This window comes from Methylobacterium sp. Leaf118, from assembly GCF_920984675.1.
In the GTDB taxonomy this organism is placed as follows: domain Bacteria; phylum Pseudomonadota; class Alphaproteobacteria; order Rhizobiales; family Beijerinckiaceae; genus Methylobacterium.
This window is the reverse complement of record NZ_CAKLBV010000059.1, coordinates 1-16,018: the sequence shown is the minus strand read 5'-3', so window position 1 is coordinate 16,018 and position 16,018 is coordinate 1. Positions and strand designations below refer to the sequence as shown.

Sequence of the window (16,018 nt, the reverse complement as noted above, 5' to 3'; positions counted from 1 at the left end):
TCCCCTCGCCGGGCGGAGGGAGGCCCGCGTGCGGGACGATCGTCCACGGCACGGGCGACTGCGCCTCCGTCTCGACGGCCCGCGGGCCCGCCGCTGGCACCGCCTGCTCCTCGACCGGCTGGTGGCCGAGGGGTTTACGGTCGATCTGGACGGCCGGCCCGGCCCCGGGGCGCTGCCCGGCAACGCCGCCCTGCTGTTCCGCCTGGAGGCGATGCTCGGCCGGCTTCCCCTCGACGGACCCGCCGCGACCCTGCCACCCGGGGTGCTCGATGCGGTCCCTCCCTCCGCCGCGCCCCCCGACCTCATCCTCGACCTGTGCGGCGATGCCGACGGCCGTTCCGTCTGGCGCCTCGCCTATGACGGTGCCTGCGGCGAGGCGGGCCTGTTCGCTGCCCTGATGGACGGGCGTTCCCCGATCGCGACCCTGAGCGAGGGGGACCGTCCCATCGCCGCGGCGCGGCTCGGCACCGAATCGCCCGGGCTCGTCCTGGCCGCCTTCGAGGACGGGCTGATGCGCACGATCACCCTGGTGGCGGCGGCCCTCGCCGGCGCCCGGCCGGCTCTCCCGGTGGCGGAGCGGCCGGCGCCGCGTCCCCCGGCCCGTCTCGGCGCCCGGGCGCTGCGGCTCGTGGCCCGGCAGGTCGTGCGCCGGCTCTACCATCTCTGCTACCGCGCCCCGCATTGGCGGGTCGGCTGGCGGCCCCTCGACGGGCCGGATCTGATCGACCGGCGCGCCCATCCGGAGGCCGGCTGGCGCCGGCTCCCGGACGACGGCCTGCGCTTCTATGCCGATCCCTTCCCCCTCGACGCACGCGGGCGCACGATCCTGTTCGTCGAGGAGTACCGCCATGCCTCGGGCAAGGCGCTGATCTCGGCCGTCCCCTTCGGCCCCGACGGGCCCGAGGGCGTGCCCGAGCCGGTGCTGGAGGAGCCCTGGCACCTCTCCTACCCCTTCGTGTTCGAGCGGGACGGCCATGTCTGGATGGTGCCGGAATCGAGCGCCAACGGAACGGTCGATCTCTACCGCGCCGAACGCTTCCCGGGGGGATGGGTCCGGGAGGCGACCTTGCTCGCCGGGGTGACGGCGAGCGACGCGACGCTCCTCGAGGAGGGCGGGCGCTGGTGGCTCTTCGCCACGGTCCGCGACGGCGCCACCGCCCGCGATCCGCACGGCGCCTTCTCCGACGCGCTCTTCCTCTGGTCGGCGCCGGATTTCCGCGGGCCCTTCGTGCCGCATCCGGGCAACCCGGTGCTGATCGACAGCGCCGCCGCGCGGCCTGCGGGCCGGATCGTGCGCCGGGGCGGCCGGCTGATCCGCCCGGTTCAGGACGGGCGCGCCGGCTACGGCGCCGCGCTCGGCCTCGCCCGCATCGACCGACTCGATCCGGAGGGCTTCGCCCAGACCGTCGAGACGATCCTGCGTCCCGGGCCCCTGTGGCCCGGCAGCCGCCTGCACACCCTCAACCGCAGCGCCGCCTTCGAATTCATCGACGGCTCGGCCCGCGCCCCGCGCTGGCGCTGAGAGGCCGCTGGCTGGGCGGCATCCCGGTTGCGGGGCACCGGACGGAGCGGCCAGAACCGTCCCGTTGCGGGGCGGATCGCTCCGGTTCGGATCAAGCGATGTCGATGCAGCCTCCCGGCGCGACCGGGGAGACCCTCCGGGTCGACGTCGCGGTGATCGGCGCCGGGCTCGGCGGCACGGCCGTGGCCAGCGTGGTCGCCCGGGCCGGGTACGGCGTCGCCCTCGTGGATTCTCACGCCCTCCACCCGCCGGAATTCCGCGCCGAGAAGCTCGGGGGCGACCATTGGGCCCTGTTCGAGCGTCTCGGGCTGGCCCCGGCGGCGCGGCCGGCTCTGACCCCGATCCAATCGATCGACATCCACCGGCCCGGCACGCGGCCGGTGCGGCGGAGGGCGCCGGAATACGGCTTCGTCTATTCCGACCTCGTCAACGCCCTCCGCGCCGGCCGGCCGCCGGGCATCGCCGTCCGGGTCGGGCGGGTCGATGCCCTCGAGACGGGGCCGGCGCGGCAAGTCGTGACCCTGGCCGACGGGGCGCGGATCGAGGCGCGTCTCGTCGTGATCGCCACGGGCCTCGGCGACGCGGTGCGCCGCCTCGCCGGGATCGCGCGCACCGAGACCCACAAGGCCCATTCCCTGTCGCTCGGCTTCTTCCTCGATCGCCCGGCCGCCACCTACCCGTTCGAATCGCTCGCGTGGTACGGGCGTGGCCCCTCCGACCGCACCGCCTACCTGACGCTGTTTCCCGTGAGCGGGGCCATGCGGGCGAACCTGTTCGTCTACCGCGCGGCGGGCGAGGCCTGGACCCGCGCCTTCCGCACGGACCCGGCCCCGACGCTCGCGGCCCTGCTGCCGGGCCTGGAGCGGGTCTGCGGCGGGCTCGGCGTGGCGGGGCGCGTGCAGGTGCGCCCGATCGACCTGACGCTGTCCGAGGGCCACCAATGCGACGGCGTGGTGCTGATCGGCGACGCCTTCTGCACCACCTGCCCGGCCCCGGGCGTCGGCGTCCGGCGGGTGCTGACCGATGCCGAGCGGCTGTGCCGGGTCCATCTGCCGGGCTGGCTCGCCACCCCCGGCATGGGCGCGGACAAGATCGCGGCGTTCTACGACGATCCCGTCAAGCGGGCCTGCGACGCGGACGCGATCCGCGCGAGCCTGTTCGCCCGGGCGATGGCGGTCGAGCCCGGTCCGGTCTGGGCGGTTCGCCGCCTGCGCAACGGTCTCGTGCGCCGCGCCGCCGCCCTGTTCGGGCAGGGCGTGGGTCGGCACGAGGGCGGCATGGTCGGAGCGGGCATGGCCGGCGCCGGCATGGTCGGAGCGCCCACGTCGGGCGAGTCCGGACCGGCTTCGCCGGGCTGTCACACGAGGATGCTCTAAGCGGCCCAGGCGACCACCGGATCCCAGGGACGATGATGGACGACGGCAGCCCGCTGCGGCGGGACGATATCGAGGCGATCCGCCGCGAACTCGCCGACAGCTACGACGAGGAGTTGGAGCTGGCGTTCGACGAGGCCTATGCCGAGGGGCGCGGCGACGCCCTCCCGGACGGCCACGGGATCGAGCGACGCACCTATTTCCGCGAGTTGCTGCGGCTGCAGCACGAACTCGTGCGCCTGCAGGACTGGGTGAAGCACCAGGGCCTGCGCGTGGTGGTTGTGTTCGAGGGGCGCGATTCGGCCGGCAAGGGCGGCGCCATCAAGCGGATCACCCAACGCCTCAACCCCCGCATCTGCCGCGTGGCGGCGCTGCCCGCGCCGAGCGAGCGCGAGCGCACGCAATGGTACTTCCAGCGCTACGTCGCCCACCTGCCGGCGGCCGGCGAGATCGTTCTGTTCGACCGCTCCTGGTACAACCGCGCCGGCGTCGAGCGGGTGATGGGCTTCTGCACCGAGGCCGAGGTGGAGGAGTTCTTCCGCTCCGTGCCCGAGTTCGAGCGGATGCTGGTGCGCTCCGGCATCGTGCTGGTGAAGTACTGGTTCTCGATCACCGATTCCGAGCAGTCCCTCCGCTTTCGGATGCGGATCCACGATCCGCTCAAGCAGTGGAAGCTCTCGCCGATGGACGTCGAATCCCGCCGGCGCTGGGAGGACTACACCCGCGCCAAGGAAGAGATGCTCGCCCGCACCCACATCGCCGAGGCGCCCTGGTGGGTGGTCGAGGCGGTGGACAAGAAGCGCGCCCGCCTCAACTGCATCAGCCATCTCTTGGAGCAGATCCCCTATGGCACGGTCGAGCACCCCCCGGTGATGCTGCCCGACCGCGTCCGCCACGCCGACTACATCCGCGCGCCGATCCCGCCGGAGATGTTCGTGCCGGCGCGGTATTGAGGGGCCGAGGCCGCGGCCAGCGGCTTGTTGCGCGCCGCCATCCGGTGTAGGAGGCGCGTTCATCCTCCAAAAACCGTTTCGCCCCGAGGAAGGAGCCGCCTCGCATGGCTCGCGTCACCGTCGAAGACTGCATCGAGAAGGTCGAGAACCGCTTCGAGCTGGTTCTGCTCGCCAGCCACCGCGCCCGCCTGCTCGCGGCCGGCGCTCCGCTGACGGTCGAGCGCGACCGCGACAAGAACCCGGTCGTGGCGCTCCGTGAGATCGGCGACGAGACGATCACGGCCGAGGACCTCAAGGAACAGCTCATCCACTCGATGCAGAAATACGTCGAGGTGGACGAGCCGGAGGCGGAGACCGTGCCGCTGCTTTCCTCCTCCCCGGCCGCCGCCGCGGTGGCGCCCCCGTCGTCCTCCGACGACAAGGACGTACAGTTCGACCGCATGAGCGAGGACGACCTGCTGCGCGGCCTTGAGAACCTGGCGCCGCCGACCGAGACGGACGACGACGCCGAGTAAGTTCTCTCCGCACGTGACCCGATTTCGCGCGCCCGCCCTCCCCCTCGAGCGGCGGGCGCTGTCGTGTTCGGCCGCATGCCCGTCCGGAAGGCCGGTCCTGCGCCGTCTGCGACGCCTTGGGACTGGCGCGCGGGGCCACGATGCGGGAAGCTGGCGCTCCGGCCGTTCCCGGCCGGGTTTTCGAGACGCGATGGTGGGACCCCCCGGCGGATGATGCGCCAGTACGAACTCGTCGAGCGGGTCAAGCGCTACAATCCGTCGACGAACGAGGCGCTCTTGAACCGCGCCTACGTCTACGCCATGCGGGCTCACGGCACGCAGAAGCGCGCCTCCGGCGATCCGTTCTTCGCCCATCCCCTCGAAGTCGCCGCGATCCTCACCGACCTGCATCTCGACGACGCGACCATCGTCGCGGCGGTGCTGCACGACACGGTGGAGGACACCGCCGCCACCCTCGACGAGATCCGCGAGATCTTCGGAGCCGAGATCGGCGCGCTCGTCGACGGCCTGACCAAGCTCAAGCGGCTCGACCTCGTCTCGAAGCGGGCGGTGCAGGGCGAGAATTTCCGCAAGCTGCTGCTGGCGGTGGCCGAGGACGTGCGGGTGCTGCTGGTCAAGCTCGCCGACCGCACCCACAACATGCGCACGCTCCACTTCATGCGGGACGACAAGCGCGCGCGCATCGCCGAGGAAACCCTCGACATCTACGCGCCGCTCGCCGGGCGCATGGGCATCCAGGAGATGCGCGACGAGTTGGAGGACCTCGCCTTCCGCACCCTCAAGCCGGAGGTCTATGCCACGATCGCCCGGCGGCTGGAGGATCTCTCGGCGAAATCGAGCAACGTCATCGAGAGCATCGAGCACGACCTGACCGCCCGGCTCAAGGCGCGGGGCCTCGAGGCGGAGGTGAAGGGGCGCCTCAAGCGGCCCTACTCGATCTGGTCGAAGATGGAGCGCAAGTCGGTCGCCTTCGAGCAATTGTCCGACATCGTCGGCTTCCGCGTCATCGTCGGGACCGTCGCCGAATGTTACGCCGCCCTGGGGGTCGTCCACACCAGCTGGCCGATGGTGCCGGGCCGCTACAAGGACTACGTCTCGACCCCGAAGCAGAACGATTACCGCTCGATCCACACCACCGTGATCGGCCCCAAGCGCCAGCGCGTCGAGCTGCAGATCCGCACCGCCGAGATGGACGAGATCGCCGAATACGGCATCGCCGCCCACGCGCTCTACAAGGAGGCCTCGGGCTCCGGCGAGGTCCATCCCCGCCTCGCCACCGAAAGCGGCGCCTTCCAGTGGCTGCGCCGCACCATCGAGCTGCTTGCCGAGGGCGACTCCCCGGAGGAGTTCCTGGAGCACACCAAGCTCGAGCTGTTCCAGGACCAGGTGTTCTGCTTCACCCCGAAAGGGCGCCTCATCGCCCTGCCCCGCGGCGCGACGCCGATCGACTTCGCCTACGCGGTCCACACCGATGTCGGCAATTCCGCCGTCGGCGCCAAGATCAACGGGCACCTGACGCCGCTCCTGCACGAACTCGCCAACGGCGACGAGGTCGAGATCGCCTGCTCCGATGGCGCCTCGCCCCCCGCGGCCTGGGAATCCCTCGTCGTCACCGGCAAGGCCCGAGCGGCGATCCGCCGGGCGACCCGGGCGGCGGTGCGCCGGCAATATGCCGGGCTCGGGCGGCAGATCCTCGACCGCGCCTTCGAGCGGGCGGGCAAGAGCTTCTCCGAGGACAAGCTGCGCGGCGCCCTGCCGCGGCTCGCCCGCGCCAGCACGGAGGACGTGTTCGCCGCGGTCGGGCGGGGCGAGATGTTCTCCGGCGACGTGGTCAAGGCGGTCTATCCCGACTTCAAGGACGAGCGCCGGTCGGGGGGGACGGGGGGGCCGGCGGCGAGCGGTTCGGCCGGGCGGCTCAGCCGTTCGGGCGACCAGACCATGCGCCTGACCTTCTCCGCCGACGGGACGGCGCAGGGGGCGGGCCAGAGTGCCATCCCGATCCGGGGGCTCGCCGGCGACCTGCCCGTGAGCTTCGCGCCGAACGGCGGCGCGGTGCCGGGCGACCGCATCGTTGGCATCCTGACCCCCGGGGTCGGCGTGACGATCTACCCGATCCAGTCGGCGGCGCTGGCCGCCTTCGACAACGAGCCCGAGCGCTGGCTCGACGTGCGCTGGGACGTGGACGGCTCGCAGGAGCGGTTCCCGGCCAAGATCGCCCTCGAATCGATCAACGAGCCCGGGACGCTCGCTCAGATTGCCCAGGTCATCGCCGAGCATGACGGCAACATCGACAACGTCTCGATGAAACGCCGTACCCAGGATTTCACCGACATCGCCATCGACCTCTCGGTGCCGGACCTGAAGCACCTGACGGCGATCGTGGCCGACCTGCGCGGCAAGCGCACGGTGAGCCGGGTGGAGCGGGTCAACGGGTAGGCGTGTCGGAGTGCCTCGACGACGGCGCAGATGGCCTTGCCGTGCCCCGTACAGGCATCCCGCTTGCACCCTGTCCCCCCCGCTGCGACAAGCCCCGGACCCGGATTGGCGAGCAGGTGATCATGAGCCCGGACGACGTCCTCGAAGAATTCCGCTCGGCGGGCGCGCTGCTGCAGGGCCACTTCATCCTCAGTTCGGGCCTGCGCTCGCCCACCTTCCTTCAGAAGATGACGATCTTCTCCGATCCTCAGCGCACGGAACGGCTGTGCCGAGCGCTGGCCGAGGCGATCACCGCCCGGTTCGGGGCGATCGACATCGTGGTCTCGCCGGCCATCGGCGGCATCATTCCCGGCTACGAGACCGCCCGCCATCTCGGCGCTCGGGCGATCTTCGTCGAGCGCGACCCCGGCGGCCCCTTCACCCTGCGGCGCGGCTTCTCGATCCCGGCCGGCACCCGGGCGGTGATCGTCGAGGATATCGTGACGACGGGGCTGTCCGCTCGCGAATGCCTCGCCTCGCTCAAAGACGAGGCCGGCGAGGTCGTCGGCGCAGCCTGCCTGATCGACCGTTCGGGCGGGCGCGGCGAGATCGGCCTGCCGCTCCTGTCCCTCGTCGCCCTCGACATCCCCACCTATTCGGCCGATGCCCTGCCGCCCGAACTCGCCGCTCTGCCCGCAACCAAGCCGGGAAGTCGTGCGATGTTGAGGCCGTGACGGCCTGTGATTGAGGCGGTCAACCTGAAGTAGATATATTCCGGACTGCAGGTATCGCCGGGTGTCCCGGAGACTAGGGGCCGCGAAGCCTGCGGCCCAAGTCAATCGTCCGAGTCCGAAACACGGCGGCGCGATAAATTGTGCGCCATCCTGCCGGCTTGACAACCTGCCTGGGCTCGGCCACGACAGATCCAGCCGCGATGTATCCGTGAATGGGCGTCATCTCTCCCGATCGGAACGACCGGTCGCACGGCCCGGACTCTCCGGGTCGTTCGGCGCTCGTGGATATCTCTCATGTCGAGGGAGGGCACCGGACCCGCCATAAAGCGGTGGGCGGCCGATGCTTCACGTGTGCTAAGATTTGACGATGGACATCTGTCAAACAATTTTCAGATGAAAATTTCTTCTTGCTCCAACACACGGATGTACCAATGAGCGATCGACAGCGTACAGCCATTTTCATTGATGGCGCGAACCTGTATGCGACCACGAAGGCTCTCGGCTTCGATATTGACTACAAGCGGCTTCTCAAGGATTTCCAGGCTCGCGACAATCTCATTCGCGCGTTCTATTACACTGCGATGATTGAAGACCAAGAGTATTCGTCGATCCGGCCGCTGATCGATTGGCTCGATTATAACGGATACCGGGTCGTCACCAAGCCGGTCAAGGAGTTCACGGACTCGTCCGGTCGCCGCAAGATCAAGGGCAACATGGACATCGAGCTCACCATCGATGCGCTCGAGCTGTCCCCCCATATCGACCACATGGTGCTGTTCTCCGGCGACGGCGATTTCCGCTCGCTCGTGGAGGCGGTCCAGCGCCGCGGCGTGCGGGTCTCCGTCGTCTCCACCATCCAGACCCAGCCGCCGATGATCGCCGACGACCTGCGCCGGCAGGCCGACGAGTTCGTCGAACTCGCGCATCTGGCGAGCCGCATCGGCCGTGACCCCGGCGAGCGCTCGGTGCGCGCCCCCGGCGACGGTCCGCGCCGCGACTTCGCCGAGCGCGGCCCGCGCCCCAATCCGGGGCTCGAGAGTCGCTACGGCATTCGCCCGGCCGCCCCGCCCTCGGACGAGTCCGAGGTCTGATCCGGGCTCCGCTTGATCAAAGCGGAGCCCGGATCCGGCAAGCCCGCGCGGCGTTTGAGCGAAGCCCAAATCCGCCATCCCGAAGGGATCAACCGGATTTGGCCTGAGGGGCGCTCAGGCGGCGGCGTCCAGCCAGGCGATGACCGCCTCAGCGCTGCGATCCGGCGGGAAGACCGGGTAGAACACCCGGGTCACGACGCCGTCGTCGATCACCAGGGTGAGCCGCTTGAGAAGGATGTCGCCGCCGGCCCCGAAGGTCGGCAGGCGCGCCGCCTGTGCGAAGGCGCGGGAGCGGTCGGAGAGGATGGGATAGGGAAGGTGCAGCCGCTCGGCCGCCTCCCGCTGGTGGGCGCCATCCTGGGTCGAGAGGCCGAAGACCCGATCGACGCCGCGGCGGATCAGGTCGGCATGGGCGTCGCGGACGGCACAGACCTGCGGCGTGCAGCCCCGGGCCCCCGGGATCGCGTCCCAATCGGCCACGAGGTTCGGCTGTCCGGGTACGCCGGTGCGCGGATAGGCGAACACGATGGTGCGGCCGCTCAGACGCGCCAGCGAGACGAGGCTGCCATCCGTCGCCCGGAGGGCCACATCCGGGAGCCTCAAGCCTGTGAGATGGCCGGCGGCCCCGTCATCGACGGGGACGGGCAGATCGTCCGGAAGGCGCGTGAAATCGGGTCCCGCCATCAGGCATCTCCTTCCGAGGCCGAACTCCCGCTCAGCCCTTGTCGCGCATCAGCCGGGCCTTGTCGCGCTCCCAGTCGCGCTGCTTCACGGTCTCGCGCTTGTCGTGGAGCTGCTTGCCCTTGCCGAGCCCGAGCTCGACCTTCGCCCGGCCCTTGTCGTTGAAGTAGATCTTCAGCGGGATCACCGTGTAGCCCTGGCGCTGGGTCGCACCGATCAGCTTGTTGATCTGGCGCCGGTGCAGCAGCAGGCGGCGGGGCCGCTTGGTGTCGTGGTTGAAGCGGTTCGCCTCCAGGTATTCCGGGATGTAGGCGTTGAACAGCATCAGGTCGTTGCCCGAGGGCCCGGCATAGGATTCGCCGATCGTCGCCTTGCCGCCGCGCAGGGATTTCACCTCGGTGCCGGTCAGCGCGATGCCGGCCTCGAAGACGTCCTCGATCGCGTAGTGGAAGCGGGCGGAGCGATTGTCGGCGACGACGCGCCGGCCGGGTTCGGGTTTGGGGGCCATGGTCCTGTCGTTCGCGTCCGGCGGGCGCCGGGCTCCCGATATGGGAACCCGGCCGCCCGGCGGCGAGCCTCGTTCAGATCGGTCCGCGCGGGATCAGGCCTGGGGTCAGAGCAGCCCGGCATGGGACAGGGCGGCGTCGACCGCCTCGCGGCAGCCCTCGGTCGCGGGCACCAGCGGCAGCCGCACCTCCGGGGACATCAGGCCGAGCCGCGACAGGGCGTACTTCACCGGCACCGGGTTCGACTCGTAGAACATCTGCACATGCAGCGGCATCAGCCGGTCCTGGATCGCCAGCGCCGCCGCGTAGTCGCCCCGCAGCGTCGCTTCCTGGAGGTCGGCGCAGAGCCGGGGGGCGATGTTCGAGACCACCGAGATGCAGCCGACGCCGCCATGGGCGTTGAAGCCGAGCGCCGTCGCATCTTCGCCCGAAAGCTGGATGAAGCTCTCGCCCAACGCCTGCCGCTGAAGGCTGACGCGGTCGATCTTGGCCGTGGCGTCCTTCACGCCGGCGATGTTCTTCAGCTCAAACAGCCGCCTCATGGTCTCGACGCTCATGTCGACCACGGACCGGCCCGGGATGTTGTAGATGATGATCGGGATGCCGACGGCGTCGTTGACCGCCTTGAAGTGGGCGTACATCCCCTCCTGCGTCGGCTTGTTGTAGTAGGGCGTGACGGTGAGCACCGCGTCCGCTCCGACGCTCTCCGCATGACGGGCCCGCGCCACGGCCTCCCGGGTCGAGTTCGAGCCGGCGCCCGCGATCACCGGCACCCGGCCGTTCGCCTCCCGCACGCAGAGCTCGACCACCCGGTCGTGCTCGGCATGGCTCAGGGTCGGGCTCTCGCCGGTGGTGCCGGTCGGAACGAGGGCGTGGGTGCCCTGCTCGATCTGCCAGTTCACGAACTTTCGGAAGGCCGCCTCGTCGAACTCGCCGTCGCGGAAGGGGGTCGCGAGCGCGGTCATCGAGCCGCGAAGGCGCGCGTGGGTCTCGGTCATCCTGGCGTTCCCAGCCGTTCTTCTGGTCCGTATGTGTGGCTCCGGCGCCCGTGCCGGCCGCCGACGGGACGCGCAGACATAGGCTGTCCCCGGTTCCCGCGCAAACGCTTCGCGGACGGGCCCCGCGGCCGGTTCGGTCGGGCCGCCGCCGGAGCCGAGGGCCGGGACCGGGCGCCGTTCCAAGCGGAGCGACGCACGATTTCCGGTTTGGTTTATCCCTTCTTAACGGACCGGGGGCCAGCTTAAGGCTTGGCCTCCCGAGACGGGGTGTCTTCACACATGGCGTTTCCCGCCCGCTCCCTCCCCCTCTTCCTCGGTCTCGCGCTGACCGGCACCGCCGTGCTGGCCGCCCAGCAGGGCGCGAACCTCGAGATCCGCAACCCGAGTCCGGCCTCCGCGCCGGCGGTGCCGACGAGCGACGCGACCGCGCCCGCCGCGCGGGTCAAGGACGCCGCCTCCCCCGCCGCCGACCCGGTGGCGGCGGACGCCCTGCGGCTCGATCCGGCCGGTGGCGGAGAGGGCGCCGCCGAGAAGGCCCTGCCCGCGGCCGTCTCCGGCTATGCCGCGACCGAATCCGACGCGCCGGTGGCCTTCCCGCTCCCCGATGCCACGGTCTCGCCCGCCGCGCCCGCGCCGGAAGTGCCCGATCCGAACCGCCCGGTCGTCTCCGGCGACACCGATCTCGGCCTGCTGCGCCAGGCGATCGACCTCTATCGAAAAGGCAAGGTCACCGACGGCGACCGGCTCGCCGCCGGCTTCGCCGATGCCTCGGCCCGGGCCCTGCTTGAATGGGTGGCGATCCGCGCGGGCGCCGGCATCGGCTTCGAGCGGGTCGTGGCCTTCACCCGTGCCAATCCGGACTGGCCGGCCGGCCCGCTCCTGCGGCGGCGCGCCGAGGAGATGCTGCTGTCCGAGAAGAAGAGCCCGGCCGTGGTGCGGGCCTATTTCGCGACCTCGAAGCCCGCGAGCGCCCCGGGCAAGTTCGCCCTGGCCCTGGCGTTCCGCGCCGAGGGGCTCGACGGGGATGCGGCCGGGCTCGTGCGCGCCCTGTGGCGCGAGGACAGCTTCGGCCGCAACCTCGAAGCGCGGGTGATGGACACCTTCCCCGGCCTCCTCTCCGTCGTGGATCACCGCTTCCGCATGGAGCGCGCCCTCCTCAAGGAGGATTGGGCGGCGGCCGGGCGTGCAGCCGACTATGCCGGGGGATCCCATGCCAGTCTCGTCCGGGCGCGCCGCGCCGTCGAGGGCAAGTCCGGGGCGGCCTCCGCCCTGAACGCCGTGCCGCCGAGCCTACGCAACGATTCCTCCTACCTGCTCTCCCGGGCGCAGTACTTTCGCCGCGCCGACAAGACCGAGGACGCCGCCAGGGTCCTGCTCGCCGCGCCCACCAACCCCGAAGTGCTCGTCGACGGCGACGAGTGGTGGGTCGAGCGCCGCATCGTCGCCCGCAAGCTGATGGATGCCGGCGACGCCCGCACCGCCCACGCGGTCGTGGCGGCCCACTCCGCCCGCACCACCGAGAAGCGCATCGAGGCCGAGTTTCACGCCGGCTGGATCGCCCTGCGCTTCCTCAACGATGCCGAGAAGGCCGAGCGCCACTTCGCCGGAGCCGCGGCGGTCGCCGAGACGCCGATCTCCCTGGCCCGGGCGGCCTATTGGCAGGGCCGCGCGGCGGACGCCGCCGGCAAGACGGCCGAGGCGAAGGGCTTCTACGAGCGCGCCGCGCTCCAGCCGATCGCCTATTACGGGCAGCTCGCCCGCGCCCGGCTCGGCCAGAACAGCCTGCCCCTGCGCCGCGCGGCGGAGCTCTCCGCCCCGGCGCGGGCCGCCTTCGACGACCGGCTGTTCGTGCGCGGCCTCAAGCTGCTCGCGGCGGCCAGCCTCAAGGAATTGGCGCTGCCGCTCTACATCGATGCGGCGAAGTCGCTGACCGACGAGGCGCAGGTCAACGCGCTCGGCGAGACGGCAATCGATGCCAAGGATGCCCGTGCGCTGGTCGCCATCGGCAAGCTCGCGACCCAGCGGGGCCTGGCGCTCGACAGCCACGCCTACCCGACCATCGGCATCCCGGATTACGAGACCTTCACGGCCGTCCCGCAGGTCGAGCGCGCCATGGTCTTCGCCATCGCCCGGCAGGAGAGCCAGTTCGACCCCCGGGCCCAGTCCGGTGTCGGGGCCCGCGGCCTGATGCAGATGATGCCGGCGACCGCCCAGCGCACCGCCCGGCGCGTCTCGACCAACTACGACACCGACCGGCTGACCAGCGATCCGGCCTACAACGCGCGGCTCGGACAGGCGCATCTCGGCGAACTCATGGAGGACTGGAAGGGGTCCTACATCCTCGCCTTCGCCTCCTACAACGCGGGCGGCGGCAACGTGAAGAAGTGGATCGACGCCTATGGCGATCCGCGCCGGCCCGAGGTCGACGCCATCGACTGGGTCGAGCGTATCCCCTTCACCGAGACCCGCAACTACGTCCAGCGGGTGATGGAGAACCTGCAGGTCTACCGCAACCGCCTCGACGGCAAGAGCACCCTGGCGATCGAGCGCGACTTCGCCCGCGGCGTCCGTACGGCGGTGAGCGCCGAGGCCCAGCCGGCCACGCCCTAGACGGGCGGGCGCGGGAGGCCGAGGGGCGCGGCCCTTCGGCAGGAGAGCGGGCCGGAGCCGCGGGAGGGCGGCTCTGGCAGCCGCGCCGATTCAGTGGATAGAGTGGCCGCCATGGCTCCGCCCCACCCGTGCCCCTCCCCCCGCCTGCGCGACATCGAAGCCCGTCTGATCGCCCGTGCGACGGAATCCGACGACGGCGAGGCGATCCTCGCGGACCTCTGCGAGGCCCTGCTCGCGGCCGGCCTCCCGCTCTGGCGCTTCAGCCTCTCGGTTCCGGCCATCGATCCGCTGTTTCGCGGCGTGAGCCTCTCCTGGCGCCGCGGCCAGGGACTGAGCCTGTTTCCGGCCCCGCACAGCCCCGACAGCGCGGCCGCCTTCGCCCGCAGCCCGGTCGGCTGGCTGCGAGCCGCGGACCTCACCTTCGCGCGTTGGCGCCTGGACGAGGGGGCCTATCCCGATCTGCCGCTGCTCGCCGAGCTGCGCGCGGCGGGCGCCACGGATTACCTGGTCCACGTCGTCGGGTTCGCTCCCGGCACCGCGCTCGTCGGCGTCGGCATCTCGTTCTCGACCGACCGGTCCGGCGGCTTCGCGCCCGAGGAGCGGGACGCCCTCGCCGCGCTGGTGCCCGCCCTCGCCCTGGCCACCGCCAAGCTCAGCCTCGCCCACACCATGCGCGAGATCGCCTGCACCTATCTCGGCCCCGCGACCGCCGAGCGGGTGCTCGCCGGGGAGATGCGGCGCGGGCAGAGCGCGGTGGTCCCGGCCGCGATCCTGCTCGCGGATCTACGCGGCTTCACCGCGCTCGCCGACCGGGACGATCCCCTCGAGGTCGTCGGTTGGCTCGACGAGCATTTCGACGCGCTGGGCGAGCCGGTGCGGCGCCACGGCGGCGAGATCTCGAAATTCCTCGGCGACGGTTTCCTGGCGGTCTTCTCCGTCGACGACCCCGAGGCCAAGGCCTGTCCGGCCTGCACGGCCGCCCTCGCGGCGGCCCAGGATGCCCTGGCCCGCAACGCCGGGCTCAACCAGGAGCGCGGGCGCCGGGGCCTGCCGGCGCTCGAGGCGGACATCGTCCTGCATTTCGGGCCGGTGGTGTACGGCAATGTCGGGACCGACCGGCGGCTCGACTTCACCATGATCGGCCGGGCCATCAACGAGGCGAGCCGGATGGAGCGGCTGTGCGGGACCCTCGACCGGCCCCTGCTCCTCTCGGACGCGTTCGCGCGGCGTTGTTCGGCGCCGCTGACGGAGGTCGGCGAGTTCGCCCTGCGCGGCGTCGGCCGGCCGCAGCGGATCTGGGTGCCCGCCCCCGACGCTCAAGGGGAGCGGCCGGCAAGCCGTCGGCCGATCCCGCCGAGCCCGCAGCCCGCGCCATAGGCGGCCCCGACGAGCGCCGCGATCTCCGCCCAGAGCCCGGGTCGTCCGGGAAGCGCCGCGAGGACGGCGATGCCTGCCAGGGCGGCGAGGGCGAGGGCGAGCGCAACCGCCGCGCCCAGGCTCCCGCGGCTGCGGGGCAGGCCGATGAGCCCGCCGACGGCGAGGCCGAGGGCCAGGGCGACGGCGAGCCCCGGCCAGAGGATGGCGAGCGTCAGGCTCATGAGCGCAGGCCGAGGCCGATGCCCTGCCGATCCGAGAGCGGTGCGGCGGCGCTCGGCAGCGCCCGGTCCATCGGCACGCCGGCCTTCTGCAGGTAATCGATGACCGCAAGCGCCCGCGCCCGGGCGAGATCGGCGCCGGCTTCCACCCGCTCGCCCGCGCTCTTCTCGGGCGGCCCCTGCGCCGTCTCCGGGGCTTTCTCGGGGGCCTTCTCCTGGGCTTTCTCGGGCGCCTTCTCGGCTTTGCCCTTCTCGGCCTTCTCGCCCTTGGCCGGTCGCGCGTCCTTCTTCGCGGCAGGCTTCGGCGCCGATTCCCGGGCCGCCTCGGCGGCGATGGAATCGGCCGGGGCCGCGGCGGGCTTGGCGTCCGGTGGGTCGAGATGGCCCACGACCTCGATGCGCTCGGTGGGACAGTCCCGGGCGAGCGCCGCCACCGCGTCGAGCACGGGGTAGAAGTCGGGCGCCAGGGCGGTGCTGCCCGGGGCGAAGCGCAAGGGGCGGGCGGCCACGCGTTCGGTCAGGCGGCGCCGGCAATCCGGCGCGCCGAGGGCGACGGAGGGCTCGCTGCCGGAGACGGCGACCGCGGCGGTCCAGCCGGTCGGCATCGCCCGCGGCAGGGTCTGGGACAGCCGGGCGGCGCTCTCGGGGTAGAGGCTGGTCCCGGTCAGGCGCAGATGGGTGCCGGAGATGGCGAGCTCGCCGCTTTCGAGGGTCGAGAACGGGTCGATGGCCGCCGCGACGGCGACGGCGAATCCCTCCGGCGCCCCGTCGGCGAGGCGGGTCCGGTCGCGGATCGCCTCCCGGAACAGACGCGGGCGCAGGCGGGCGAGCAGCGCGTCGCGAGCCTGGGCGTCGGGCAGGTGGCCGCTCAGGGTCACGCTGTCGCCGCCGCGGCGCAGGCGCAGGACGTAAGGGGTGAGCGCTCGCGCGGTGAGGGCGATGCGGCCCGGGCTGACGCCGGCGGGCCGCCCGTCGCGCAGCGTCGCCTCGATCTCGCCGACGGCCGCCGCATCCAGGGCGCTGCC

At 71.8% G+C, this 16,018-nt stretch carries 13 protein-coding genes and 1 pseudogene; 9 read left to right on the top strand and 5 right to left on the bottom strand.

All coding sequences use genetic code 11. The features are described from left to right. The first annotated feature begins 28 nt into the window (after window positions 1-28). The 7 genes from LW587_RS19385 to LW587_RS19355 all read left to right on the top strand — a co-directional run bounded on the left by LW587_RS19385 (window position 29) and on the right by LW587_RS19355 (window position 8,603). Window positions 29-1,522, top strand: a complete 1,494-nt coding sequence (locus tag LW587_RS19385) for a glucosamine inositolphosphorylceramide transferase family protein (RefSeq protein WP_232631233.1) — start codon at window positions 29-31, stop codon at window positions 1,520-1,522. A gap of 98 nt (window positions 1,523-1,620) precedes the next feature. Further along, window positions 1,621-2,898, top strand: coding sequence for an FAD-dependent oxidoreductase (locus LW587_RS19380; RefSeq protein ID WP_232631232.1), 1,278 nt, complete (start codon window positions 1,621-1,623; stop codon window positions 2,896-2,898). Between the two features lie 32 nt (window positions 2,899-2,930). Then, window positions 2,931-3,848 carry a polyphosphate kinase 2 gene (gene ppk2 / locus LW587_RS19375; RefSeq protein ID WP_232631231.1) on the top strand — a complete coding sequence of 306 codons (918 nt, stop codon included), beginning with the start codon at window positions 2,931-2,933 and terminating at the stop codon, window positions 3,846-3,848. A 104-nt stretch (window positions 3,849-3,952) separates the two neighbouring features. Further along, window positions 3,953-4,363 (top strand): DNA-directed RNA polymerase subunit omega, encoded by a 411-nt coding sequence (rpoZ, locus tag LW587_RS19370; protein ID WP_232631230.1) that lies wholly within the window; start codon window positions 3,953-3,955, stop codon window positions 4,361-4,363. A gap of 210 nt (window positions 4,364-4,573) precedes the next feature. Beyond that, a complete protein-coding gene (locus LW587_RS19365) occupies window positions 4,574-6,799 on the top strand; it encodes a RelA/SpoT family protein (protein WP_232631229.1) in 2,226 nt (741 codons plus the stop codon). Between the two features lie 122 nt (window positions 6,800-6,921). After that, the gene (gene pyrE / locus LW587_RS19360; protein ID WP_232631228.1) at window positions 6,922-7,512 is read left to right on the top strand and encodes an orotate phosphoribosyltransferase; all 591 of its coding nucleotides are present in this window, start codon (window positions 6,922-6,924) and stop codon (window positions 7,510-7,512) included. Between the two features lie 431 nt (window positions 7,513-7,943). Next, window positions 7,944-8,603, top strand: a complete 660-nt coding sequence (locus LW587_RS19355) for a LabA-like NYN domain-containing protein (protein WP_232631227.1) — start codon at window positions 7,944-7,946, stop codon at window positions 8,601-8,603. A 114-nt stretch (window positions 8,604-8,717) separates the two neighbouring features. On the opposite strand, the gene LW587_RS19350 is transcribed toward LW587_RS19355, so the two are convergent. From LW587_RS19350 to dapA, 3 genes are all read right to left on the bottom strand, one after another. Then, window positions 8,718-9,287, bottom strand: a complete 570-nt coding sequence (locus LW587_RS19350) for a peroxiredoxin (RefSeq protein WP_232631226.1) — start codon at window positions 9,285-9,287, stop codon at window positions 8,718-8,720. A gap of 31 nt (window positions 9,288-9,318) precedes the next feature. Then, window positions 9,319-9,792 carry an SsrA-binding protein SmpB gene (smpB, locus tag LW587_RS19345; protein ID WP_232631225.1) on the bottom strand — a complete coding sequence of 158 codons (474 nt, stop codon included), beginning with the start codon at window positions 9,790-9,792 and terminating at the stop codon, window positions 9,319-9,321. Window positions 9,793-9,897: 105 nt separating this feature from the next. Then, entirely contained in the window at window positions 9,898-10,788 is an 891-nt protein-coding gene (gene dapA / locus LW587_RS19340; RefSeq protein WP_232631224.1) for a 4-hydroxy-tetrahydrodipicolinate synthase, read from the bottom strand. Between the two features lie 279 nt (window positions 10,789-11,067). Here dapA and LW587_RS19335 point away from each other — a divergent pair, with 279 nt between their 5' ends. Continuing rightward, window positions 11,068-13,398, top strand: coding sequence for a lytic transglycosylase domain-containing protein (locus LW587_RS19335; RefSeq protein WP_232631223.1), 2,331 nt, complete (start codon window positions 11,068-11,070; stop codon window positions 13,396-13,398). A gap of 111 nt (window positions 13,399-13,509) precedes the next feature. Beyond that, window positions 13,510-14,775 carry an adenylate/guanylate cyclase domain-containing protein gene (locus LW587_RS19330; RefSeq protein WP_232631222.1) on the top strand — a complete coding sequence of 422 codons (1,266 nt, stop codon included), beginning with the start codon at window positions 13,510-13,512 and terminating at the stop codon, window positions 14,773-14,775. Here LW587_RS19330 and LW587_RS19325 read toward each other — a convergent pair. Next, window positions 14,715-14,996 carry a hypothetical protein gene (locus LW587_RS19325; RefSeq protein WP_232631221.1) on the bottom strand — a complete coding sequence of 94 codons (282 nt, stop codon included), beginning with the start codon at window positions 14,994-14,996 and terminating at the stop codon, window positions 14,715-14,717. The two genes, LW587_RS19330 and LW587_RS19325, sit on opposite strands and share 61 nt — an antisense overlap. After that, window positions 14,993-16,018: pseudogene (locus tag LW587_RS19320) on the bottom strand (flagellar motor protein MotB); the annotation flags it as partial. The pseudogene LW587_RS19320 and the gene LW587_RS19325, both read right to left, overlap by 4 nt.

Bases quoted from the DNA above. Each gene is read 5' to 3' on its own strand.
- LW587_RS19355 (WP_232631227.1), top strand. From the start codon at position 7,944: ATGAGCGATCGACAGCGTACAGCCATTTTCATTGATGGCGCGAACCTG.
- LW587_RS19330 (WP_232631222.1), top strand. From the start codon at position 13,510: ATGGCTCCGCCCCACCCGTGCCCCTCCCCCCGCCTGCGCGACATCGAA.
- pyrE (WP_232631228.1), top strand. From the start codon at position 6,922: ATGAGCCCGGACGACGTCCTCGAAGAATTCCGCTCGGCGGGCGCGCTG.
- rpoZ (WP_232631230.1), top strand. From the start codon at position 3,953: ATGGCTCGCGTCACCGTCGAAGACTGCATCGAGAAGGTCGAGAACCGC.
- LW587_RS19335 (WP_232631223.1), top strand. From the start codon at position 11,068: ATGGCGTTTCCCGCCCGCTCCCTCCCCCTCTTCCTCGGTCTCGCGCTG.
- LW587_RS19350 (WP_232631226.1), bottom strand. From the start codon at position 9,287: ATGGCGGGACCCGATTTCACGCGCCTTCCGGACGATCTGCCCGTCCCC.
- LW587_RS19325 (WP_232631221.1), bottom strand. From the start codon at position 14,996: ATGAGCCTGACGCTCGCCATCCTCTGGCCGGGGCTCGCCGTCGCCCTG.
- LW587_RS19380 (WP_232631232.1), top strand. From the start codon at position 1,621: ATGTCGATGCAGCCTCCCGGCGCGACCGGGGAGACCCTCCGGGTCGAC.
- LW587_RS19365 (WP_232631229.1), top strand. From the start codon at position 4,574: ATGATGCGCCAGTACGAACTCGTCGAGCGGGTCAAGCGCTACAATCCG.
- dapA (WP_232631224.1), bottom strand. From the start codon at position 10,788: ATGACCGAGACCCACGCGCGCCTTCGCGGCTCGATGACCGCGCTCGCG.
- smpB (WP_232631225.1), bottom strand. From the start codon at position 9,792: ATGGCCCCCAAACCCGAACCCGGCCGGCGCGTCGTCGCCGACAATCGC.
- ppk2 (WP_232631231.1), top strand. From the start codon at position 2,931: ATGATGGACGACGGCAGCCCGCTGCGGCGGGACGATATCGAGGCGATC.